Raw genomic sequence first — 20,744 nt, 5'->3', positions numbered from 1 at the left:
GTCTTACTTCTCCTCGGTGGTGCGGGTGTGGGTGACGGCCGGTTCGTTGCCGCCGAGCAGCAGGTACAGCACGGCCATCCGGATGGAGACGCCGTTGGCGACCTGCTCGACGACGGTGCAGCGGTCGGAGTCGGCGACCTCGGCGGTGATCTCCATGCCGCGGACCATCGGGCCGGGGTGCATCACGATGGCGTGCTCGGGCATGCGGGCCATGCGGTCGCCGTCGAGGCCGTAGCGCCGCGAGTACTCGCGCTCGGTGGGGAAGAACGCCGCGTTCATCCGCTCCCGCTGGACGCGCAGCATCATCACCGCGTCGGACTTGGCGAGGGTGCTGTCGAGGTCGTAGCTGACCTCGCAGGGCCAGGTGTGGACGCCGACCGGCACCAGGGTGGGCGGGGCGACCAGGGTGACCTGGGCGCCGAGGGTGTGCAGCAGGTCCACGTTGGAGCGGGCGACCCGGCTGTGCAGGACGTCGCCGACGAGCGTGATGCGCTTGCCGGAGAGGTCCTGGCCGAGTCCGGCGTCCCGGCCGACGAGGCGGCGGCGCATGGTGAAGGCGTCCAGCAGGGCCTGGGTGGGGTGCTGGTGGGTGCCGTCGCCCGCGTTGATCACGGCGGCGTCGATCCAGCCGGAGGTCGCCAGCCGGTACGGGGCCCCCGAGGCGCCGTGCCGGATGACGACGGCGTCGACGCCCATGGCTTCGAGGGTCTGGGCGGTGTCCTTCAGGGACTCGCCCTTCGACACGCTCGATCCCTTGGCGGTGAAGTTGATGACGTCGGCGGACAGACGCTTCTCGGCTGCCTCGAAGGAGATCCGGGTGCGGGTGGAGTCCTCGAAGAAGAGGTTGACGATCGTCCGGCCGCGCAGGGTCGGCAGTTTCTTGATCGGCCGGTCGGCGACCCGGGCCATCTCCTCGGCGGTGTCGAGGATCAGGACGGCGTCGTCGCGGGTGAGGTCGGCGGCCGAGATGAGATGACGCTGCATCTTTCAGGCTCCGTAAGGCAGTTCGGGAGATTACGGGCAGTCAGGGGCATCGCGAAGGGACGTACGGCGCGGGGCCGTACGCGCGCGTGCTACTGCTGGGCGGTCCGCTTCGCACCGAGCAGGACGGTGTCCCGACCGTCTTCCTCGGCGAGCTGGACCTTGACCGTCTCCCGCAGCGACGTGGGGAGGTTCTTGCCGACGTAGTCGGCGCGGATGGGCAGTTCGCGGTGGCCGCGGTCGACGAGGACCGCGAGCTGGACGGCGCGCGGACGGCCGATGTCGTTCAGCGCGTCGAGTGCCGCGCGGATCGTCCGGCCGGAGAAGAGCACGTCGTCGACGAGGACGACCAGCCGGCCGTCGATGCCGTCACCGGGGATCTCGGTGCGGGCCAGCGCACGCGGCGGGTGCATGCGCAGGTCGTCGCGGTACATGGTGATGTCGAGCGAACCGACCGGGATCCTGCGGTCGGTGATCTCCTCCAGCTTGGCGGCGAGCCGCTGGGCGAGGAAGACACCGCGCGTCGGAATGCCGAGGAGCACCACGTCGTCGGCGCCCTTGGCGCGTTCGACGATCTCGTGGGCGATGCGGGTCAGTACGCGCGCGATGTCGGGGCCTTCGAGAACGGGCCTGGCATCGGACGTCTGCGCGTCCTGGCGGGGGTCTCCTTGCGGAGTCTCTTGCGTGTCCATATGAAACGGACCTCCTTCTCCGCCTCACGGGACGGACCTTAAAGGACGTCGGAATTGCGCCGTCCACGGTAGCAGGCCCTCGCATCGCCCCAGATCACCCCCCTGGCCCAACGGATCTCGGATACCACGGAAGAGTCGGTCCGGACCATTCGGCTTGACGGAGCAGAGTCACGCTGCGTAACCTCACAGTGAGTCACCAGCCTTCGTCCGGGGAGCTATATGTCCAGCGAATACGCCAAACAGCTCGGGGCCAAGCTCCGGGCCATCCGCACCCAGCAGGGCCTTTCCCTCCACGGTGTCGAGGAGAAGTCCCAGGGACGCTGGAAGGCGGTCGTGGTCGGTTCGTACGAGCGCGGCGACCGCGCCGTCACCGTGCAGCGCCTCGCGGAGCTGGCGGACTTCTACGGGGTCCCCGTGCAGGAGCTTCTTCCCGGTACGACCCCGGGCGGCGCCGCCGAGCCGCCGCCGAAGCTCGTGCTGGATCTTGAGCGCCTCGCCCACGTGCCGGCCGAGAAGGCGGGCCCGCTGCAGCGCTACGCTGCGACGATCCAGTCCCAGCGCGGCGACTACAACGGCAAGGTGCTCTCGATCCGCCAGGACGACCTGCGCACACTCGCCGTCATCTACGACCAGTCCCCCTCGGTCCTCACCGAGCAGCTGATCAGCTGGGGCGTCCTGGACGCGGACGCGCGCCGCGCGGTCACCCACGAGGACGCCTGACCCCTCCGGGCGGAGCCCAGCAGAAACGTGCCGCCGGGGTGGCCCGAACCAGTCGGTTCGGGCCACCCCGGCGGCTTTTCGCTTTCCCCGTTGTTCCTGCCTGCTCGACTGCCTACTCGGTTTCCCGGCGGAGCGAGGGCTTGAGGTCCTTCAGCCGGCCGAGCAGACCGTTCACGAAGGACGGCGAGTCGTCCGTGGAGAACTCCTTCGCCAGCTGCACCATCTCGTCCAGCACCACCGCGTCCGGGGTCGCGTCGACCCAGATCAGCTCGTACGCGCCGAGCCGCAGGATGTTGCGGTCGACGACCGGCATCCGGTCGAGCGTCCACCCCACCGAGTACTGCGCGATCAACTCGTCGATCCGCCTGGCGTGCTCCGAGTACCCCTCGACCAGCTGCATGGTGTACTCGCTGACCGGAGGCTGCCGGGTGTCGTTGTGGGCGTGCCGGATCCAGTCCGCGAGGACGGTCAGGACGTCGGCCCCGCGCTGGTCACCCTCGAAGAGGATCTGGAAGGCACGCTTGCGGGCCGTGTTACGGGCAGCCACGGTTAGCTGTTCACCCGGCCGAGGTAGTCGCTGGTGCGGGTGTCGACCTTGATCTTCTCGCCGGTGGTGATGAAGAGCGGCACCTGGATCTGGTGACCGGTCTCCAGGGTGGCGGGCTTGGTGCCACCGGTGGAGCGGTCGCCCTGGACGCCCGGCTCGGTCTCCTGGATCACGAGCTCGACGGCGGCCGGCAGCTCGACGAAGAGCACCTCGCCCTCGTGCTGCGCGACGGTGGCGGTGAAGCCCTCGATCAGGAAGTTGGCGGCGTCGCCGACGGCCTTGCGGTCGACCATGAGCTGGTCGTAGGTCTCCATGTCCATGAAGACGAAGTACTCGCCGTCCATGTAGGAGAACTGCATGTCGCGCTTGTCGACAGTGGCCGTCTCGACCTTGACGCCGGCGTTGAACGTCTTGTCGACGACCTTGCCGGAGAGCACGTTCTTGAGCTTGGTGCGCACGAAGGCCGGGCCCTTGCCGGGCTTGACGTGCTGGAACTCGACGACGGACCAGAGCTGGCCCCCGTCGAGCTTGAGCACCAGGCCGTTCTTGAGGTCGTTCGTGGAAGCCACGGTTGCGGAATCTCCTGGACTGACGTGGACGACCCCGGGCCACGCGCCCAGCCGATGAGCTAGAGCGCGAGCAGCTCCTTGGTCGTGATGGTGAGTAGCTCGGGTCCGCCGTCCGCCTCTGGGCGTACGACGAGCGTGTCATCGATCCGGACTCCGCCCCGGCCCGGGAGGTGGACCCCCGGTTCGACGGTGACCGGCACGCAAGCGTCCAGTTTACCCATGGCCGCGGGGGCCAACTGCGGGTCCTCGTGGATTTCGAGTCCGACCCCGTGCCCCGTCATCACCGGCAGCCCTTCTCCGTACCCCGCGGAGTCCAGGACCTGCCGAGCCGCGCGGTCCACCTCGCGGTAGGCCGCGCCGGGGGTCAGGGCTTCTCGTCCGGCCCGCTGGGCTGCGAAGACCAGGTCGTACAGCTCGATCTGCCAGTCGGCCGGAGAGGTGCCGATCACGAACGTACGGCCGATCTCGCAGCGGTAGCCGCGGTAGGTCGCCCCGAGACAGACGGAGAGGAAGTCGCCCTCCTCGACCCGGCGATCGGTGGGGCGGTGACCGGGCCGGCCGGAGTTCGGGCCGGCGGCGACGGAGGTGGCGAAGGCCGGACCGTCGGCTCCGTGGTCGACGAGCCGGCGCTCCAGTTCCAGGGCGAGGTGACGCTCGGTGCGGCCGACGAGGATCGATTCGAGCAGTTCGCCCAGCGCCTGGTCGGCGATCTCCGCGCCGATGCGCAGACAGGAGATCTCCTCCTCATCCTTGATCACCCTCAGCTGCTCCACCGCGCCGCCGAGGTCGGCGAGCCGCAGCCGGGGCGTGACGGAGCGGATGGCTCGGTGCCGGGCCATGGTGAGGTGGTGCTCCTCCAGGGCCAGACAGTCGGCGCCCAGGGCGGTGGCCAGGTCGGCGGCCGCGACCGCGGGGTCGCCACCGGGCCGCGGCAGCACCTGCACGCGTACGGCGTCGTCGGGCCGGCCCTCGCCGATCTCGCCGCTCGGCGGTGCCTCGCAGAGGAGGACGTCCTCCCTCCTGCCGAGCAGCAGCGCCGCGCCTCGCGGTGCCGCTCCGGCGAGGTAGCGCACGTTGGCGGGGCGGGTCACGAGTGCGGATTGGCTGCCGCCGGCCTGGCAGCGTTCTCTCAGCCGGGCTCTGCGGGCCGCGTAGACCTCAGACATGTCCCGAGCGTATGAGCTTCGCTGGGCGGGCGCTGGTTGGGCGGGGCCGAGTGGGGGCGCGGGGTGGGGGGCGGGGCGTGTGGGTGGGGTGGGAGGTTGAGTGCCGGCTGCGGGCTGGTGGGGGCTTGTCGCGCCGTTCCCCGCGCCCCTGGACGGCGTCGGGGCGGACCGGCGGGTGCTGGCTGAGCGGGGGCCAGTGGCCTCGTGGGCGGAGCAAGTGAGCCGGCCGCGCGTCGGTGGGGGGGTCGGTCGCGCCGTTCCCCGCGCCCCTGGACGGCGGCGGGGCGGACCGGCGGGTGCTGGCTGAGCGGGGGCCAGTGGCCTCGTGGGCGGAGCAAGTGAGCCGGCTGCACGTCGGTGGGGGGGTCGGTCGCGCCGTTCCCCGCGCCCCTGGACGGCGGCGAAGCGGACCGGCGGGTGCTGGCTGAGCGGGGGCCAGTGGCCTCGTGGGCGGAGCAAGTGAGCCGGCCGCGCGTCGGTGGGGGGCGGTCGCGCCGTTCCCCGCGCCCCTGGCGGGGGCGCATTCGGCGTCGTTCAGGTGGTTACCACTTGGGGGGGCTTGCTATCGATCGGGCCAGGACCTCGTCCAGGACTCGGGCCGTGGCCGGGACGTCCAGCTGGGAGTTGTCGATGATCGGGAGGCCCGAGCCGTACCAGCCCGCCATTCGGCCGTGGATGCGGGCGACCTCCTCGTCGGTGAGGCGGCGGTTGCCCGAGCGCTCGGCGTTGCGTTCCAGGACAATCTCCAGGCCCGGCAGGAGGACGACGGGCAGCAGCCCGGGGCCGACGTGCCGCTTCCAGCCGCCGAGGCCGACGACCGGGCGGTCGGGGAAGACGGCGTCGTCGAGGATGCAGGAGATGCCGTTGGCCAGGAAGTTCCGGGCGGAGAATCCGCAGGTACGGCGGGCGAGGCGGTACTGCGCCTCGGAGTTGTCGTTCCAGCCGGACTGGGGGTCCGCGAAGCCCGAGCGCACCCACTCCCGTACGTCGTCCAGGCTGATGTGCGCGGTGGGCACCCGGCGGTGGTCCGCCCAGTACTTGGCGACGCTGGTCTTGCCGGCTCCGGCGGGGCCGATGAGCAGCACCGCGAGCGTGGTGCTGGTGACGTCCGGCGCGCCGGTGGCGGGCGGCGGCATGGTGACCGGCCCGCCCGGCGGCAGTGGCACGTGTCCGGTGGTGGTGTCACGCGGCACCCCGGGGCTGCCGGTGAAGCCCGGTGCGGGCGGGGCGGCGGGGCCGGCGGGCGCGGCCGGTGGCGGGGCCATGGGCGCGGGCGGGGGCGGCGGCACCGGGCCCGGGTGACCGCCCGGGGGCATGGGATGCCGGGGCGGATGGGGGCCGGGGGCTCCCGGGTGAGGGGGGGCCGGGCGTCCCTGCGGGTTCGCGGCCGGCGGCCAGGGGGCCGCCGGGTCCTGCCCCGGCCGGTGGGGCGGCGGCAGCGGAGCTCCCACTGCGTCCTGCATCCGGTGCCACTCCGTCTCGTACAGTCACATCGACACTGGCGGGCGGGGCCTGTCGACCCCGCCCCTACCGAACGGTACCGTCCCCGGCCGTCGTTTGGTGAACGGCCGGGGACAGCCCGAAGTGCCCAAGTGGCCAGGGACACAAGGCGAATCGGGCAAGAGCGGCCCGAGTGGGTGTTACTGGCCCACTTCGCCGTAGGCGGCGAGGAGGATCGCCGGATCGGGCCCTTCCAGGACGGTCGGCTTGGCCAGGCCGTCCAGGACGATGAAGCGGAGCAGGTCCCCCCGCGACTTCTTGTCGACCTTCATGGTCTCCAGGAGCTTCGGCCACTGGTCGTAGCGGTAGTGCAGCGGCAGCCCGACCGCTTCGAGGACCGTGCGGTGGCGGTCGGCGGTCGCGTCGTCCAACCGGCCCGCCAGTCGGCCCAGTTCGGCGGCGAAGTGCATGCCCACGGACACGGCCGCGCCGTGCCGCCACTGGTAGCGCTCGTTCTTCTCGATCGCGTGGGCGAGCGTGTGCCCGTAGTTGAGGATCTCGCGGCGGCCGGACTCCTTGAGGTCGCCGGAGACGACCTCGGCCTTGACCCGGATCGACCGCTCGATCAGCTCCGAGGTGTGCGGCCCGGCCGGCGTGCGGGCCGCCTGCGGGTCGGACTCGACCAGGTCCAGGATCACCGGATCCGCGATGAACCCGGCCTTGATGATCTCGGCGAGCCCGGAGACGTAGTCGTTGACCGGCAGCGAGTCCAGCGCGGCAAGGTCGCACAGGACACCGGCCGGCGGGTGGAAGGAGCCGACCAGGTTCTTGCCCTCGGCGGTGTTGATGCCGGTCTTGCCGCCGACGGCCGCGTCCACCATGGCCAGGACGGTGGTGGGGACGGCGATCCAGCGGACGCCGCGCAGCCAGGTCGCCGCCACGAACCCGGCGAGGTCGGTGGTGGCGCCACCGCCGACGCCGACGATCACATCGGTACGGGTGAACCCGGACTGCCCCAGCGCCTTCCAGCAGTAGGCGGCGACCTCGGCGGTCTTGGCCTCCTCCGCGTTCGGCACCTGGATGGCCACGGTCTCGAAGCCCTGCCCGGCCAGATCGGCCCGCAGGGCCTCCCCGGTGTCCGCCAGCGCCTCGGGGTGGATCACGGCCACCCGCTTGACCCGGTTACCGATCAACCCGCCGAGTTCACCGAGGAGTTGACGCCCCACCAGGACCTCGTACGGCTCGGTGCCCGCCGTACCGCCGACCTGGATACGGGTCACTGTCTCGCTCATGCTTCCTTCAACTCCAGTGCGTCCAGCGCCGCTCGGGTGACTTCCTCGGGCGTACGGCCGTCGGTGGCGACGACAGCCGTGGCGACCTCCTCGTACAGGCTCCGCCGGGCGTCCATCAACTCCCGCCACTGCTTGCGGGGGTTGACGGCCAGCAGGGGGCGGGCGGCGTTGAGGCCGGTGCGCTTGACCGCCTCCTCGACATCCATGGAGAGGTAGACGACCCGTTGCCCGGACAACAGGGCGCGCGTGTCCGCGTCGAGGATCGCACCGCCACCGAGGGCCAGGACGCCGTCATGAGACGCGAGCGCCGTACGCACGGCCTGCTTCTCGATGGCGCGGAAGGCGGCCTCGCCCTCGTCGAGGAAGATCTCCGCGATCTCGCGGCCCTGCTCGGCCACGATGTCGTCGTCGGTGTCGCGGTAGGCGACACCGAGCCGCTCGGCGAGCAGCTGTCCGACGGTGGACTTGCCGACACCCATGGGGCCGACGAGAACCACCAGAGGCACCGGGCTCATCGGATCGCGAGGTGGTCGAGGTAGGAACGGACGTTGCGGGCGGTCTCGGCGACGCTGTCGCCGCCGAACTTCTCGGCCACCGCGTCGGCCAGCACCAGGGCCACCATCGCCTCGGCGACGATGCCGGCGGCCGGCACGGCGGAGACGTCGGAGCGCTGGTGGTGGGCCTGCGTGGCCTCACCGGTGGTGACGTCCACGGTCTGCAGGGCGCGCGGCACGGTCGCGATCGGCTTCATCGCGGCCCGGACCCGCAGCAGCTCACCGGTGGTGAGACCGCCCTCGGTGCCACCGGAACGGCCGGAGACGCGCCGGATGCCCTCGGGGGTGTTCACGATCTCGTCGTGCGCCTTGGAGCCGGGCACCCGCGCCAGCTCGAAGCCGTCGCCGATCTCGACGCCCTTGATCGCCTGGATGCCCATCAGCGCGCCGGCGAGGCGGGCGTCCAGCTTGCGGTCCCAGTGGACGTGCGAGCCGAGGCCCACGGGCACGCCGTACGCCAGGATCTCGACGACGCCGCCGAGGGTGTCGCCGTCCTTGTGGGCCTGGTCGATCTCCGCGACCATCGCCTTCGACGCGTCCGCGTCCAGGCAGCGCACGGGGTCCGCGTCCAGCTTCTCCACGTCGGCGGGCGTGGGGTACACGCCCTGCGGAGCCTTCGCGGCCGCCAGCTCCACGACGTGGCTGACGATCTCGATGCCGGTCGTCTCCTTGAGGTACGACCGGGCGACGGCGCCGAGGGCGACCCGGGCCGCGGTCTCCCGGGCGGAGGCCCGCTCCAGGATGGGCCGGGCCTCGTCGAAGCCGTACTTCTGCATGCCCGCCAGGTCGGCGTGACCGGGGCGGGGACGGGTTAGTGGGGCGTTACGGGCGAGGCCGGCGAGGATCTCCGGGTCGACCGGGTCGGCCGACATGACCTGCTCCCACTTCGGCCACTCGGTGTTGCCCACCATGATCGCCACCGGCGAGCCCATGGACAGTCCGTGCCGCACACCGCCGAGGAAGGTGACCTCGTCGCGCTCGAACTTCATCCGCGCCCCGCGCCCATAGCCCAGGCGTCGCCGGGCCAGGTGGTCCGCCACCAGCTCCGTGGTGATCGGCACGCCGGCGGGAAGACCCTCCAGCGTCGCGACGAGTGCGGGACCGTGGGACTCCCCCGCGGTCAGCCAGCGCAACCTGCTCAACGGTGCTCCTATGCTCGCGTCCGGTACTTGCGTCGTCCTGTCTGCGTGTACGCGTTTCCTCGCGTACGGCGACGGCTACCGGTGCGCGGCCCCGGCCCGCCGCCTCCGATCCTCCCACGTCCGGGGCGGGACCCCGGCCGCAGGTCCATCAGGCGGACGGCACGTACGGCGGTTCCTCGCCACCGGCCGCCCCCTCGGACCGGCCCTTCTCCGCGTGCCCGTAAAGCTTCAGCCGCGCTCGGCCAGCGCCCGTTCCCCGGCCCGCCTCATCGCGCTCACGGGAGCCGTTTTGCACCCGGTCATCTGCTCGACCTGCAGCACGGCCTGGTGCACCAGCAGATCGAGCCCGCTGACCACCGCCCCGCCGTACGCGGACCACCGCGCGGCCAGCTCCGTGGGCCAGGGGTGGTACAGCACGTCGAACAAGGTGGCCGGCATCTCCGGCACCGCACCGGACAGCGCGTCCGTCGCCCCGGCCGGGGTCGTGGCGATGACGAGGGGGGCGCTGAGCGCGCGCCCGCCCTCCGCCCAGTCCGCCGTACGCACCTCGACCTCCAGCCGCTCGCCCCACTGCCGCATCTCGGCGGCCCGGGCCTCGCTGCGGACGTACGCCACGACCTCACCGGTACAGATCCGGGCGAGCGCGGCCAGCGCGGAGGAGGCGGTGGCTCCCGCGCCGAGGACGGCCGCCGACTCCACCTGCTCGATGCCGCGCTCCCGCAGGGCGGCGACCATCCCGGGGATGTCGGTGTTGTCGCCGACCCGCCGCCCGTCCTCCGCGAACACCAGCGTGTTGACGGTCTCCACGGAGGCCGCCGTCTCGCTGATCTCGTCCAGCAGCGGAATGACCGCCCGCTTGAGCGGCATCGTCAGCGACAGCCCGGCCCACTCCGGCCCGAGCTGCTCGACGAAGCCGGGCAGCGCCTCCTCGTCGACCTCGAAACGGTCGTACGTCCGGTCGGTGAGCCCGAGTTCGGCGTACGCGGCCCGGTGCAGCACCGGCGACAGCGAGTGGGCGATCGGCGAACCGAGCACGGCGGCCCGGTACTTGGTGGAGGTGCGGCTCATCGTCCGTTCTGGGCTTCCTCGTACTTCTTGCGGTTCCTGTTGTGCTCTTCGTTGGTCACGGCGAACAGCGTCTCTTCCTTGCTGATCGACACGAAGTAGTACCAGTCGCCCTTGGCCGGCTTGAGTGCCGCCTTGATGGCCACTTCGCCCGGGTTGTCGATCGGGCCGGGCGGCAGACCTTTGATCTTGTACGTGTTGTACGGGTCGTTGATCTGCCGGAGCGAGTTGACCGAGCCCGTGGCCAGCTTGGACTCCCCGCGCAGGTAGTTCACGGTGGAGTCGAAGTCGAGCAGTCCGTAGGTCTCGGTGTTGTTCTTGTCGAGCCGGTTGTAGACGACCCTCGCGACCTTCTCGAAGTCCTTCCTGCTGAACCCTTCCGCCTGGACGAGGCTCGCCACGGTGAGCACCTGGAGCGGATTCTCCAGCTTCAGCCCCTTGGCCCTGCCCTCCAGGTCCATCGCCTCGTACTTCGCCTTGGCGAGGTCGACCATTTCCTTCAGGACGGCCTCGGGCTTCATGCCCTCGGCGACCGGATAGGTGGACGGGTAGAGGAATCCTTCCAGCGGATCCTTGATGTCCTTGTTGTCGTTCGCCCAGTCGGGGAGACCGAGGGTCTCCCACTTCTTTTCGGCGACGTCCTGAGTCGTGCCCTTGTCAAGACCCAATTCCTTGTCGATCTTGACGTAGACGACGTTGTTCCGCTCGCCTTCGGTGACTGTGAAATTGCTCTGGCTCTTCGGATCGAGCATCAGAGCGATGGCCTTTTCGGCGGACATCTCCTTTTTCAGGAGATAGACGCCCGCCTGGATCTGGTCCTTGTCGGGAAGCTGCGCCAGGGCGTTCGTGAAGGCATCCACACTCTTGACGACCCCAGCCCTCTTCAGTTTCTGTCCGATCGCCGAACCGAATTCACCCTTGTCGACCGTGATCGTCACGGTCTCGTTCGTACCGTCCCCCTCGTAGTCGGGGGTCTCGGCGAAACGGCTCTGGTAGAACTGATAGCCGAAGTAACTGACACCCGCGAAACCGCCGCCGAAGACCATGACGACCACCAGGCAGGCGCAACCGCTGCGGCGCTTCTTCCCGCCCTTGCCCGGCTTCCCGCCTTTGCCGGACTTACCGCCGCGGCCTTTCCGGTCCGCCCGGCTCCGGCCCTCGGACTCGTCGTCATCGTCGTCACCGCCACCGGCGAAGAACGCGTGCTCGCCCTGGTCCGGGCCGGGATCCCAGTCGGTCCGCTCGGCGGCCGGCTGCTCCTCGGGTTCGGGCGCGGGCTCCGGTGCGGGCGCGGGCGCTGCCGCGGATTCCGTCCCACGGCGTGAGGGCGGCTCCGGCGGCGGATACGCGTCCGGCGTGCCGTAGAAGTCCTGTTGGCCGCCGCCGTAGGCCATGGCCTGCTGCTGTGCCGCGTAGGGGTCGGCCGGGTCCGCGACGTAGGCGCCCTGTGTGTGCTGGTGTGTTCCGTCGTCCCAGCCGTTGTGGCCCGTGTGGTCGTACTGCTGCTGGCCGTGGCCGGCGTACTGCTGCTGATGCTGGTTCTGGTCGGCGTACTGCTGCGCGGGGTCGCCGTACTCCTGCTGGTACTGCTGCTGGGCATAGGCGTCCTGGTGGCCCTGATGGCCGTTGTTCCAGGCGGCGTTGCCGTTGTCGTACTGCTGCTGGTACTGCTGCTGCTCCGGGTAGTGCTGCTGCGGCCGGCCGCCGTAGGAGGACGGCTGGCCCTGGGCCTGCTGTCCGTCCCATCCGGCGTCCCCGTACAACGGGTCGTCCGGATGCCACGGTTCGGAGCCCGGGCCCCGGCCATACTCAGTCATCGATCCCCTAGAGCCGCGAGGCGGCGGTCACGCGGGGCCTGTGGCTCGGCGTTCGTCCCCGCCTCTTTTTGTGCGGTGGCTGTTCGAAGGCCACCGCATCGCGCGGAACGTTACCGTATCGCGATCAGATGACCACTTCGACGCCCTCGCCCGGAGCTTTACCTGACATCCGTTCGGATTCCAGCGCCTGTTGCAGGATGATCACCGCCGCCGCCTGGTCGATGACCGACCTGCCCTTCTTGGATTTCACTCCCGAAGCGCGCAGACCCTGACCGGCCGTCACCGTGGTCATCCTCTCGTCGAGGAGTCTGACCGGGACCGGCGCGATCATGCGGGCCAGTTCCTGGGCGAATCCCCGTACCTTGACTGCGGCGGGCCCCTCGCCCCCCTTGAGGGAGCGAGGGAGTCCGACGATTACTTCCATGGGTACGTACTCGTCGACGAGTTGTCTCAATCGCCGCTGGGCTGCGGGGACGTCGCGTCCGGGAACGGTCTCGACCGGGGTGGCGAGGATCCCGTCGGGGTCGCAGGAGGCGACCCCGATCCGGGCGTCGCCGACATCGAGCGCGAGCCGACGGCCGCGGCGCATGACCGGGCCGTCGTCCCCGCTCGTGTGATCGGTCGTGTTCACTTGGCCGTCTCGGCGACCAGGCGCTCCACCGCGTCCACGGCCTCGCCGATGGCGGCCGGGTTCTGGCCGCCGCCCTGGGCGACGTCCGGCTTGCCGCCACCGCCGCCGCCGAGGGTCTTGGCGGCCGTGCGGACCAGGTCGCCGGCCTTCAGGCCGCGCTCGCGGGCGGCCTCGTTGGTGGCGATGACCGTCAGCGGCTTGCCGTTCACGGCGGTGAAGAGGGCGACCACGGCGGCTCGGCCGCCCTGGATGCGTCCGCGCACGTCGAGCACCAGCTTGCGGAGGTCGTCGGCGGTGGTGCCGTCCGGGACCTGGCCGGTCACCACGGCGACGCCGGACACGTCCTTGGCGGACTCGGCGAGGCCCGCGGCGGCCTGCAGCACCTTCTCGGCGCGGAACTTCTCGATCTCCTTCTCGGCGTCCTTCAGCTTGCCGAGCATGGCCGAAACCTTCTCCGGGAGCTCCTCCGGACGGCCCTTGATCAGCTCCTGGAGCTGGGCGACGACCGTGTGCTCACGGGCGAGGAAGTTGTAGGCGTCCACGCCGACCAGGGCCTCGATCCGGCGCACGCCGGAGCCGATGGAGGACTCGCCGAGCAGCTTGACCAGGCCGAGCTGCGAGGTGTTGTGGACGTGCGTGCCGCCGCACAGCTCCTTGGAGAAGTCGCCGATGGTGACGACGCGGACCCGCTCGCCGTACTTCTCGCCGAACTCGGCGATGGCGCCCTGCTTCTTGGCCTCGTCGAGGCTCAGGATCTCCGCGTGGACGTCCAGGTCCCGGGAGAGCACCTCGTTGATCTTCTGCTCGACGTCGGTCATCACGGCCGTCGGCACGGCGGACGGCGAGCCGAAGTCGAAGCGGAAGCGGCCGGGCTGGTTCTCGGAACCGGCCTGGGCGGCCGTCGGGCCGAGGGCGTCGCGCAGGGCCTGGTGGGTGAGGTGGGTGGCCGAGTGGGCGCGGGCGATGGCGGTGCGGCGGCGTCCGTCGATCGAGGCCTGGGCCTTGGCGCCGACGGTCACCTCGCCGACCTGGACGACGCCCTTGTGGACGTAGACGCCCGGGACCGGCTTCTGGCAGTCGCGGATCTCGATGACGGCACCGGAGTCGACCCTGATCCGGCCGGTGTCGCCGATCTGGCCGCCGCCCTCGGCGTAGAAGGGGGTGCGGTCGAGGACGATCTCGACCTCGTCGCCCTCGGTGGCGGCGGGCGAGGAGAGCCCGTCGACGAGGATGCCGACGACCGTGGACTCGCCCTCGGTGTCCGAGTAGCCGATGAACTCGGTCTCCCCGGCGGCGTCGGCGATCTCGCGGTAGGCGCCGAGGTCGGCGTGGCCGGTCTTCTTGGCGCGGGCGTCGGCCTTGGCGCGGTCCCGCTGCTCCTTCATCAGGCGGCGGAAGCCGTCCTCGTCCACGGAGAGGCCCTGTTCGGCGGCCATCTCCAGGGTGAGGTCGATCGGGAAGCCCCAGGTGTCGTGGAGCAGGAACGCCTTGTCGCCGGAGAGGACCTGGCCGCCGGCCTGCTTGGTCTCGGTGACGGCGGTGTCGAGAATGTTGGTGCCGCCCTTGAGGGCCTTGAGGAAGGCGGCCTCCTCGGCGAGGGCCACCGTCTCGATGCGCTTGCGGTCGGTGACGAGCTCCGGGTACTGCTGCCCCATCATGCCGATGACGACGTCGATGAGGTCCTGGACGACCGGGCCGGTGGCACCGAGCAGGCGCATGTTGCGGATGGCGCGGCGCATGATGCGGCGCAGGACGTAGCCGCGGCCCTCGTTGCCCGGGGTGACGCCGTCGCCGATGAGCATCACGGCGGTGCGGATGTGGTCGGTGACCACGCGCAGGGAGACGTCGGAGGCGTGGGCGTCGCCGTAGCGGACACCGGTGATCTCGGTGGCCTTGTCGATGACGGCCATGGAGGTGTCGATCTCGTACAGGTTCTGCACGCCCTGCAGAATCATGGCGAGGCGCTCCAGGCCGAGGCCCGTGTCGATGTTCTTGCTGGGCAGCTCGCCGAGGATCTCGAAGTCCTCCTTGGAGGTGCCCTCACCGCGCTCGTACTGCATGAAGACCAGGTTCCAGATCTCCACGTACCGCTCGTCGTTGACGGCCGGGCCGCCCTCGACGCCGAACTCGGGGCCGCGGTCGTAGTTGATCTCGGAACAAGGGCCGCACGGGCCGGGAACGCCCATGGACCAGTAGTTGTCCTTCTTGCCGAGGCGCTGGATGCGCTCCTTCGGCACGCCGATCTGCTCGTGCCAGATGCGCTCGGCCTCGTCGTCGTCCTTGTAGACGGTGATCCAGAGCTTCTCGGGCTCCAGGCCGTAACCGCCCTTGTCCTGGGGGCTGGTGAGCAGCTCCCAGGCGTGCTGGATGGCGCCTTCCTTGAAGTAGTCGCCGAAGGAGAAGTTGCCGCACATCTGGAAGAACGTGCCGTGCCGGGTGGTCTTGCCGACCTCTTCGATGTCCGGCGTCCGGACGCACTTCTGCACGCTGGTGGCGCGGTCGAAGGAGGGCTTGACCTCACCGAGGAAGTACGGCTTGAAAGGGACCATGCCGGCGTTGACCAGGAGCAGAGTCGGGTCGTCCGCGATGAGCGACGCCGAAGGGACAACGGTGTGACCGCGCTCCTCGAAGAAGCTCAACCAGCGGCGACGAATCTCGGCCGACTCCATCAGTGGTCCTCATTCCGGTTGTGCGGGTACGACGAGCTGTCGACGTACCTCGGATTCCTGCTGTACTTCGGGGGGTTGCTGTTCTCGATGGCGACGACACGCCTCGGGGCGGGCAGTTCCGGGTGGCGGTCGGGATCGGCCTCGATGCCGAGTGCCTCGCCGAGTTCGGCCTCCCGCCGGGCCATGTTGTCGCGGACGTCGAGCGCGAAGCCGACCGCCCGGTCCTTGAGCCTGTGGCCCGCCTCGACCGCCTTGTGCGCGGCCTGGCCGGCGAGGTGCTCCGGGGTGAGCTGCTTGAGCTTGCGGTTGACCTTGGTGGTGGCCCACACTCCGGCGGCGACCCCTGTGGTGAACCAGAACGTACGGCGGAACATCGCTCGGTCAGTCCTTCTTTCCACGGGTGTCACGCCTGCTCCGGCGGGGGCCCGCGACGGTGCGTCCCACGATCACGGTACGACGCCGCTCCTCGGCGGACTCGCCCTCCCGGCGGCCGCCCATGGCCCGGCGTACGCCGTAGCCGAAGGCGGCGACCTTGACGAGGGGGCCGCCGAAGGTGGACGCGACGGTCGTGGAGAGCGCCGAGGCGTTCGACGTGACCTCCTGGACGTCCGACGCGATGGCGTCGACCCGCTCGATCTGGGTCTGCGCGGAACGCACCGCGGTGGACGCGTCGGCGAGGAGGGGGACGGCCTGGTCGGTCACGTCCGCGACGAGCTTGGTGGTCGCCCTGAGCGTCTGGGCCAGCCTCGCCAGCGCGACGGCGAGGAAGGAGACCAGGATCGCCCAGAAGACGGCCACCAGGATCCCGGCCACCTCTCCACCGGACACTGTCTGCACCCGCTCCCTGGAACATGCCTGAACGTCGGAAACTCGTGTCCCGAGCCTATCGCGCCGCAGCGATCGCTCAGTACCGCATTAATGCCTATCGGCACGCCCTCGGTGCCACTCCGCCACGGGAAGGCGAGAGCCCGCCGCCCCGCCCGCCACAAGGGCGGGGGGACGACGGGCTGACGCTCGGTGCGTGTGTCCTACGACCGTCGAAGACCCTGGGAGGGGATCAGCGGGCGTAGTACTCGACGACGAGCTGCTCGTCGCAGATGACCGGAACTTCCTTGCGGTTGGGCTCGCGGTCCAGGCGGAACGCCAGGGCCTTGAGGTTCACCTGCAGGTAGCGGGGGGTCTCACCGTCCGCGGCGAAGCCACCCTCGCGGGCGACCTCGAACAGCGGCTTCTGGCGGCTGCGCTCACGGACCATGACGACGTCGTCCGGCTTGACGCGGAAGGACGGCTTGTCGACCTTGTGGCCGTTGACCTCGATGTGGCCGTGGACGACCATCTGGCGGGCCTGGTAGATCGTGCGGGCGATGCCCGAACGCAGGACCAGGGCGTCGAGACGACGCTCCAGCTCGATGATCAGGGCCTCACCGGTCTTGCCCTGGACCTTGGAGGCACGCTCGTAGGCGCGGACGAGCTGACGCTCGGACACGTCGTACTGTGCGCGCAGACGCTGCTTCTCCAGCAGACGGACCTTGTAGTCCGAGTTCTGCTTGCGGCCGCGGCCGTGCTCACCCGGCGGGTAGGGGCGGGCCTCGAAGTACTTGACGGCCTTCGGGGTCAGCGCGATGCCGAGGGCACGCGACTTCTTGACCTTGGGGCGGGACTGGTTCGCCACTTCTTTTCCTTTTCCTTCAATTCGGCTGCCTCAGGGTTACGGGAGGTCGCATCCGCAGCCGGGGAATCCCGTCGGGTCCGCTCGGGACCTGTCGGGTAGCCGCTCCCCTGGTCTGGGCACATACGTGCAGCACACGAACGGCCCACCGACCGGTCCCGGAACTCCGAGTGGTGGTGGGCGGCCCGCGACACCTACGACGGTGCGCGACGCTCCTGGATCGTGAAGATCCGGCTGGATGTCCCGCCTGAGGCGCCGACCGGAGCCGGACACGGGACGCAGCACTGGGAGGAGTCTACAGGGGGTTCAGGACTGCTTCCGACCGAGGTTCTTCCTGGTCCACTCCACCGCGTCGGCGTACCGGGCCTCGGCTCCGTGCCTGGTCGGGGCGTAGTACTCCCGCCCCTGGATCTCGTCCGGCGCGTACTGCTGGGCGGCGATCCCTTCGGGGAGGTCGTGCGGGTACACGTATCCCTGGGCGTGGCCCAGTTTGGCCGCGCCCTTGTAGTGCCCGTCCCGCAGGTGCGGGGGCACGGGACCGGCCAGGCCTTTGCGCACGTCCTCCATGGCGGCGCCGATGGCCGTCGTGGCGGCGTTCGACTTCGGGGCCAGGGCGAGGGCGATGGTGGCGTGGCTGAGGGTGAGCGCGGCCTCGGGAAAGCCGATCATGGCGACGGCCTGGGCGGCGGCGACGGCTATGGGCAGGGCGTTCGGATCGGCCAGGCCGATGTCCTCGCTGGCGGAGATCATCAGCCGGCGGGCGATGAACCGGGGGTCCTCGCCGGCCTCGATCATCCTGGCCAGGTAGTGCAGCGCGGCGTCCACGTCCGAACCCCGGATGGACTTGATCAGGGCGCTGGCCACGTCGTAGTGCTGGTCGCCGTCGCGGTCGTACTTCACGGCGGCGCGGTCGACGGTCTCCTCCAGGGTCTGGAGACCGATCTCGCCCTCCCCCTTGTCCAGGGCGGCTCCGGCGGCGGCCTCCAGCGCGGTCAGTGCCCGGCGGGCGTCGCCGCCCGCGATCCGCAGCAGGTGCGCCTCGGTGTCCTCGGGGAGGGTGACGGCGCCCTTGAGGCCGCGCTCGTCGGTCAGCGCGCGCCGCAGCAGGCCGCGCAGGTCGTCGTCGGTGAGGGGTTCGAGGGTGAGGAGGAGGGAGCGGGACAGCAGGGGGGAGATCACCGAGAAGTACGGGTTCTCCGTGGTCGCCGCGATCAGGGTGACCCAGCGGTTCTCGACGGCCGGGAGCAGGGAGTCCTGCTGGGCCTTGCTGAAGCGGTGGATCTCGTCGAGGAAGAGGACGGTCTCCTTGCCGAAGCCGCCGGTGGCGCGGCGCGCGCCCTCGATGACCGCGCGGACCTCCTTGACCCCGGCGGTGATCGCGGAGAGCTCGACGAAACGCTTGTTGGTGGCCTTGGAGACCACGTACGCCAGGGTCGTCTTGCCGGTGCCGGGCGGGCCCCAGAGGATCACCGAGGAAGGGCCGGCCGGTCCGCCGCCGGACTCGCCGACCAGTCGGCGCAGGGGCGAGCCGGGCTTCAGCAGATGCTGCTGGCCCACGACCTCGTCGAGGGTGCGCGGACGCATCCGTACGGCCAGGGGGCTGGCGGCCGGGTCCTTCTCCTGGCGTTCTTCTGCGGCGGCGGTGAACAGATCGGGCTCCACACGCAAAACCCTATGTCACGCCACCGACAGTCCGGCCGGCCCGGCGGCCGCTCCCGGAGGAGCCGACGTCAGCTGGTCCAGAAGTCCCACCAGCGGGTCAGGATCAGCATGCCGATGATGCCGATGTGCATCACGGGCAGGACCCAGGTGAACTCGCCGAAGAAGCCCTTCAGCCAGCCGGGGGCGGGCAGGAAGCCGTTGCGGACGTTGGAGGAGGTGACGTACCAGAACATCAGGATCGTGGCGACCCAGGCGAGGCAGCACCACAGGCAGAGCGAGTTGATGTTGTACAGCGACTGGTACTGCAGCCAGGTCACGAAGCCGACGCCGAAGGCGGTGCCCGCGTTGAAGGTCAGCCAGTACCAGCGCGGGAAGGTGGCCCGGGCGAGCAGGCTCACACCGACACAGATGACGATGCCGTACGCGACGAGCCCGAGCATCGGGTTGGGGAACCCGAAGACGGACGCCTGGTCGCTCTTCATGATGTTGCCGCAGGAGACCACCGGGTTGAGACTGCAGCCCGGCGTGAAGTTCGGGTCCTCCAGCAGCTTGAACTTGTCGATCGTGATGACCCAGGACGCGAGCAGCCCGGCCGCGCCGGTGATCAGCAGCAGGATCGCGAAGGCGCGGCTGCCGCCCACCGTGCGAGGGGCCTCGGTGTGTGCGCGGTCGGTGGTCGAGACGTCCCTGACTGTCGTCTTGCTCATCACGTCGATTCCGTCGATTCCGTAGCGTCGAAGGGGCCGCTGGGGCACGGTCATTGTGCCGTACACCCTCGCGCCCGGACCGTTCGCTGGACATAAAAGTCGCCCCTGCCACCCGTACAGGGAGGCAGGGGCGACAAGGGTTCGACTCAGCCGAGCCGGGCCTCCAGTTCGGCCACGATCTCGTTCACGCCGACGGCGACCTGCTCACCGGACTCCATGTCCTTGAGCTGGACGACACCCTCGGCGAGGTCGCGCTCCCCGGCCACGACCGTGTAGCGCGCGCCGCTGCGGTTGGCGTTCTTCATCGCGCCCTTGAGGCCCTTGCCGCCGTAGGCGAAGTCGGCGGCGATGCCCACCTTGCGCAGTTCGGTGACCTTGGCGAAGAGCAGGCGGCGGGCCTCCTCGCCGAGCGGGACCGCGTACACGCTGGTGGTGGCGGGGAGTTCGAGTGCGACGCCCTCCGCCTCCAGGGCGAGGACCGTGCGGTCGACCCCGAGGGCCCAGCCGACGGACGGCAGGGCGGGGCCGCCGATCATCTCGGAGAGGCCGTCGTAGCGGCCGCCGCCGCCCACCGCGGACTGGGAGCCGAGACCGTCGTGGACGAACTCGAAGGTCGTACGGGTGTAGTAGTCGAGGCCGCGCACCAGCTTGAGGTCGTCCTCGAAGGCGACGCCCGCCGCGGTGATCAGCTCACGGACCTCCTCGTGGTACGCCTTGCAGGCGTCGCACAGGTAGTCACGCAGCAACGGGGCGTCCCCGAGCTGCTTCTGCACCGCCTCGCGCTTGTCGTCGAGGACGCGCAGGGGGTTGATGTCGGCCCGGCGCAGGGTGTCCTCGTCGAGGTCGAGGCCGCGCAGGAAGTCCTGGAGCGCGGCCCGGTAGACGGGACGGCACTCCTTGTCGCCCAGGCTGTTGAGCAGGATGCGGAAGTTCTGCAGGCCCAGCGAGCGGTACGCCTGGTCGGCCAGGATGATCAGCTCGGCGTCCAGCGCCGGGTCCTCGGCACCGATCGCCTCGGCGCCCACCTGGGAGAAGTGGCGGTAACGGCCCTTCTGGGGGCGCTCGTAGCGGTAGTACGAGCCGGAGTACCAGAGTTTGACCGGCAGGTTGCCCGTCTTGTGCAGGTTGGCCTCCAGCGCCGCGCGCAGCACGGAGGCGGTGCCCTCGGGGCGCAGGGCGAGCCGGTCGCCGCCCTTGGTCTCGAAGGCGTACATCTCCTTGGTCACGATGTCGGTGGACTCACCGACCCCGCGGGCGAACAGCTCGACGTTCTCGAAGCCGGGCGTCTCGATGTAGCCGTAGCCGGAGTCGCGCAGCGGGGCGGCGATGGCCTCGCGGACGGCCAGGTACGTGGCGCTGTCCGGCGGGATCAGGTCGTACGTGCCCTTGGGGGCCTGAAAGGTGCTCACGGGAGGTCTCTC

At 70.3% G+C, this 20,744-nt stretch carries 20 protein-coding genes; 1 reads left to right on the top strand and 19 read right to left on the bottom strand.

The features are described from left to right. Positions 1-3: 3 nt before the first annotated feature. Together SCAB_RS36025 and pyrR are read right to left on the bottom strand one after the other, a co-directional pair. A complete protein-coding gene (locus tag SCAB_RS36025) occupies positions 4-984 on the bottom strand; it encodes an aspartate carbamoyltransferase catalytic subunit (RefSeq protein WP_013005033.1) in 981 nt (326 codons plus the stop codon). Positions 985-1,073: 89 nt separating this feature from the next. Beyond that, positions 1,074-1,673, bottom strand: a complete 600-nt coding sequence (gene pyrR / locus SCAB_RS36020) for a bifunctional pyr operon transcriptional regulator/uracil phosphoribosyltransferase PyrR (protein WP_013005032.1) — start codon at positions 1,671-1,673, stop codon at positions 1,074-1,076. 219 nt (positions 1,674-1,892) lie between these two features. Here pyrR and bldD point away from each other — a divergent pair, with 219 nt between their 5' ends. After that, positions 1,893-2,393 (top strand): transcriptional regulator BldD, encoded by a 501-nt coding sequence (bldD, locus tag SCAB_RS36015; RefSeq protein WP_005485476.1) that lies wholly within the window; start codon positions 1,893-1,895, stop codon positions 2,391-2,393. A 112-nt stretch (positions 2,394-2,505) separates the two neighbouring features. Here bldD and nusB read toward each other — a convergent pair whose 3' ends face one another. The 17 genes from nusB to hisS form a co-directional block, all read right to left on the bottom strand. Continuing rightward, positions 2,506-2,940: a transcription antitermination factor NusB gene (gene nusB, locus SCAB_RS36010; protein ID WP_013005031.1), complete on the bottom strand. Its 435-nt coding sequence runs from the start codon at positions 2,938-2,940 to the stop codon at positions 2,506-2,508. Between the two features lie 2 nt (positions 2,941-2,942). Continuing rightward, positions 2,943-3,509, bottom strand: a complete 567-nt coding sequence (efp, locus tag SCAB_RS36005) for an elongation factor P (RefSeq protein WP_005485474.1) — start codon at positions 3,507-3,509, stop codon at positions 2,943-2,945. Between the two features lie 59 nt (positions 3,510-3,568). Next, a complete protein-coding gene (locus tag SCAB_RS36000; RefSeq protein ID WP_013005030.1) occupies positions 3,569-4,675 on the bottom strand; it encodes an aminopeptidase P family protein in 1,107 nt (368 codons plus the stop codon). A 542-nt stretch (positions 4,676-5,217) separates the two neighbouring features. After that, entirely contained in the window at positions 5,218-6,138 is a 921-nt protein-coding gene (locus SCAB_RS35995) for an AAA family ATPase (RefSeq protein ID WP_013005029.1), read from the bottom strand. Between the two features lie 177 nt (positions 6,139-6,315). Next, positions 6,316-7,407: a 3-dehydroquinate synthase gene (aroB, locus tag SCAB_RS35985; protein WP_013005028.1), complete on the bottom strand. Its 1,092-nt coding sequence runs from the start codon at positions 7,405-7,407 to the stop codon at positions 6,316-6,318. After that, complete coding sequence (locus SCAB_RS35980) at positions 7,404-7,922, bottom strand: shikimate kinase (RefSeq protein WP_013005027.1); 519 nt, start codon at positions 7,920-7,922, stop codon at positions 7,404-7,406. The genes aroB and SCAB_RS35980 overlap by 4 nt, the downstream gene beginning before the upstream one ends. Continuing rightward, positions 7,919-9,103, bottom strand: coding sequence for a chorismate synthase (gene aroC, locus SCAB_RS35975; protein WP_013005026.1), 1,185 nt, complete (start codon positions 9,101-9,103; stop codon positions 7,919-7,921). Before aroC ends, SCAB_RS35980 begins: the two co-directional genes overlap by 4 nt. Before the next feature lie 228 nt (positions 9,104-9,331). After that, positions 9,332-10,171, bottom strand: coding sequence for a shikimate dehydrogenase (locus tag SCAB_RS35970; RefSeq protein ID WP_013005025.1), 840 nt, complete (start codon positions 10,169-10,171; stop codon positions 9,332-9,334). Continuing rightward, entirely contained in the window at positions 10,168-11,985 is a 1,818-nt protein-coding gene (mltG, locus tag SCAB_RS35965; protein WP_049875799.1) for an endolytic transglycosylase MltG, read from the bottom strand. The genes SCAB_RS35970 and mltG overlap by 4 nt, the downstream gene beginning before the upstream one ends. A gap of 124 nt (positions 11,986-12,109) precedes the next feature. Beyond that, positions 12,110-12,574, bottom strand: a complete 465-nt coding sequence (gene ruvX, locus SCAB_RS35960; protein WP_013005023.1) for a Holliday junction resolvase RuvX — start codon at positions 12,572-12,574, stop codon at positions 12,110-12,112. 38 nt (positions 12,575-12,612) lie between these two features. After that, positions 12,613-15,285: an alanine--tRNA ligase gene (gene alaS, locus SCAB_RS35955; protein WP_013005022.1), complete on the bottom strand. Its 2,673-nt coding sequence runs from the start codon at positions 15,283-15,285 to the stop codon at positions 12,613-12,615. Then, entirely contained in the window at positions 15,285-15,659 is a 375-nt protein-coding gene (locus SCAB_RS35950) for a hypothetical protein (RefSeq protein ID WP_013005021.1), read from the bottom strand. The genes alaS and SCAB_RS35950 overlap by 1 nt, the downstream gene beginning before the upstream one ends. A 7-nt stretch (positions 15,660-15,666) precedes the next feature. Continuing rightward, positions 15,667-16,113, bottom strand: a complete 447-nt coding sequence (locus tag SCAB_RS35945; protein ID WP_037725681.1) for a DUF948 domain-containing protein — start codon at positions 16,111-16,113, stop codon at positions 15,667-15,669. Positions 16,114-16,342: 229 nt separating this feature from the next. Then, positions 16,343-16,957: a 30S ribosomal protein S4 gene (gene rpsD / locus SCAB_RS35940; protein WP_005485453.1), complete on the bottom strand. Its 615-nt coding sequence runs from the start codon at positions 16,955-16,957 to the stop codon at positions 16,343-16,345. Positions 16,958-17,260: 303 nt separating this feature from the next. Next, positions 17,261-18,616, bottom strand: coding sequence for a replication-associated recombination protein A (locus SCAB_RS35935; protein WP_013005019.1), 1,356 nt, complete (start codon positions 18,614-18,616; stop codon positions 17,261-17,263). A 68-nt stretch (positions 18,617-18,684) separates the two neighbouring features. Continuing rightward, the gene (locus SCAB_RS35930) at positions 18,685-19,323 is read right to left on the bottom strand and encodes a vitamin K epoxide reductase family protein (RefSeq protein ID WP_231885168.1); all 639 of its coding nucleotides are present in this window, start codon (positions 19,321-19,323) and stop codon (positions 18,685-18,687) included. A gap of 146 nt (positions 19,324-19,469) precedes the next feature. Then, entirely contained in the window at positions 19,470-20,732 is a 1,263-nt protein-coding gene (gene hisS, locus SCAB_RS35925) for a histidine--tRNA ligase (protein WP_013005017.1), read from the bottom strand. Between the last annotated feature and the right edge of the window lie 12 nt (positions 20,733-20,744).

Source organism: Streptomyces scabiei 87.22 (genome assembly GCF_000091305.1).
GTDB classification, from domain to species: domain Bacteria; phylum Actinomycetota; class Actinomycetes; order Streptomycetales; family Streptomycetaceae; genus Streptomyces; species Streptomyces scabiei.
The sequence above is the reverse complement of the archived record's forward strand: the minus strand, read 5'-3'. Positions and strand labels throughout refer to the sequence as shown.